Raw genomic sequence first — 2,631 nt, forward strand, 5'->3', positions numbered from 1 at the left:
TTGCAGAGAAGTGTTGCTATACTTCCTTTTGGTTTAGCGGTTTAGATTTGTTGTGTGGTTAAAGGTTTACATTAGGTTGCTTAGTGTGCTTATAGTACAAAAATTGTCATAGATAGGCATGATGTAGATGCTAGAAGTGCGGCTATGAGTGCTGCGTCTACTTTGCGACAGAAGAGTAGATGCTATTGCTGCCTTTGTAAGGCCCTAGGGGCATGACATATGTATGGGAGAAATGTGAGCACTGGCTTAGATATGTAAAACACTAATACCGCTATCAGCTTTTGAGCGCTAAAGCAGGAATAATATGTATTTCAGGGGTCAAGAACAAGTGAGGTAAGAACTAAGTGTAGCAATGGAAATTTTTCATTCTTTAACTATTCGTGCTAGGATTTACAGATGGAACGGATATAATGCGACAATGGATTTCTCGATTATGGCAATTAGCAGTGTTTAGTAGTAGAGAAATGTGTAATAGCTGAATAGCACTGCGTAAGTCTCTGGATCTAATTTGAAGATAGAAGTGTTTTTAAAAGGTGTTTAGATCTATCATGCTCGAGTTTTTTGATTACTCTGCTTTGAGAATGATGGCCCGTTCTGGAAGCCGTGGAAGTAGTGGGTAGTTTTTTTATAAGCTGTAGTATGTAATTTCGGTTTCTATCTTGGCTTTCTGTTAACCTAGAGTTGCAAAGTATCCTATTATGTGCAATCATGACAGGGTGTATCTCTGTGTTTTGTGCATTAGTTTAACGTACAGGGCCTTTTTTTTGCTATAATCAAAAAGTTAACAGTTCAATTTTTCAGGGTATATCATGGGTCCCGTGGTGCTCCAGGAGTTAGAGAGTAAGAAAATTCAGTTAAAACTGGGTGGTGGGCCATCTAGGATAGAGAAGCAACATAGCAGGGGGAGGCTTACTGCCCGAGAAAGGTTGGACGTTTTTCTCGATAAGGGGTCGTTTCAAGAATACGGAGTATTTGTAGAACATAGGTCGGTAAACTTTGGTATGAGTGAATCCAAAGTTGCTGGTGATGGTGTTGTTACAGGATGCGGTACTGTTTACGGGCAGCGCGTTTGTGTATATTCGCAGGATTTCACTGTATTTGGTGGATCTCTAAGTGAGATGAATGCGAAAAAGATTTGCCACGTCATGGATATGGCAGCGAAGGCGGGAGTGCCCGTAATCGGGATCAACGATTCTGGAGGAGCTAGGATACAGGAAGGAGTAGATTCTTTGGCAGGTTACGGTGAGATTTTTCAGCGTAATGTAGATATGTCAGGTGTTGTGCCGCAGATATCTCTTATCATGGGTTCATGCGCTGGTGGTGCTGTGTATTCTCCTGCACTTACGGATTTTGTATTTATGGTCAGGGGCTCGTGTATGTTTGTTACCGGGCCGGACGTGATTAAGAAGGTCACTTTCGAGGATGTGACTCAGGAGGAGCTTGGTGGTGCTGCGGTGCATACTCGTAAGACAGGGGTTGCAGATTTGGCTTTTGACGATGAAGTGGATGCTCTATGTCAGGTGCGTAAGTTCTTGTCATTTCTTCCCCCGAACAATAGGAGCTCTGTAAGGGTTATGCCAACGTCAGATCCTGTAGATCGTGAAAATGAGTCGCTGAACACGCTGATCCCTAGGAGCAGTACGGTTCCGTATGATATGTGCGAATTGATTGCGAAGGTGTGTGATGAGGGAGTATTTTTTGAGATAAAGCCAGATTTTGCCAAGAATATCATTGTGGGTTTTGGTAGGATAGGTGGTTGTGCGGTTGGTATTATCGCGAATCAACCTGTGCACTTGGCGGGGTGTCTTGACATAGATTCCTCGCGAAAGGCCGCGAGGTTTGTGAGATTTTGTGATGCTTTTAATATTCCGCTAGTGACGCTGATAGATGTCCCAGGGTTCTTACCTGGCGTGTCGCAGGAATATTCTGGAATTATAGATCACGGTGCTAAGTTGTTATATGCATATGCTGAAGCAACAGTACCAAAGGTTAGCGTTATTGTGCGCAAGGCATACGGTGGAGCGTATATAGTGATGAACTCAAGACATCTAAGGGGGGATGTTAATTATGCATGGCCCAGTGCTGAAATAGCAGTTATGGGCTCAGAAGGTGCGGTGGGAATAATATTCCGTAAAGAAAAAGACCAAGAGTACTTAAAGCAACTAATAAGGGAGTACAACGACAAGGTGGTGAATCCGTATGTTGCAGCTTCTCGAGGATTTATAGATGATGTGATCATGCCATCAACTACTAGGTGGCATATATACAATGCATTACATATGCTGCGTGATAAGAGGGTCGATCGTCCATGGCGTAAGCACGACAATCTCCCGCTATAGGGCAGGTAGTGTATTTTATATATAGATGCTTAGAGCAGAGGAAGAGAAGGGGTATGCACTAACTATTCTGATGCTTTGTTGCACTATGATGACAACAAGGTAGTGTACTTTGCGGTTACGTGTGTAATGAGCCTATTAGGTTTATGTGAGAGGGATGTGCTCTCAGTTCAGTCAGCATAAAAACATCTCTGTAAGCACTAGTAGCCTTAAGATTAGGCAAAAATATCTGAGTGGCAGTCTGCTGAACTAAGGTATCACTTATCTGACTTTTACTAGCATCCTCAACACTCTG

The 2,631-nt window shown here is 42.9% G+C and carries 1 protein-coding gene; it reads left to right on the forward strand.

Features of this window, described 5'->3' with window-relative positions; translation table 11 throughout:
• Nucleotides 1-809 precede the first annotated feature (809 nt).
• Complete coding sequence (locus KPX09_RS04935) at nt 810-2,339, forward strand: acyl-CoA carboxylase subunit beta (protein ID WP_249549254.1); 1,530 nt, start codon at nt 810-812, stop codon at nt 2,337-2,339.
• Nucleotides 2,340-2,631 lie beyond the last annotated feature (292 nt).

This window comes from Anaplasma phagocytophilum, assembly GCF_023476575.1.
In the GTDB taxonomy this organism is placed as follows: Bacteria; Pseudomonadota; Alphaproteobacteria; order Rickettsiales; family Anaplasmataceae; genus Anaplasma; species Anaplasma phagocytophilum_A.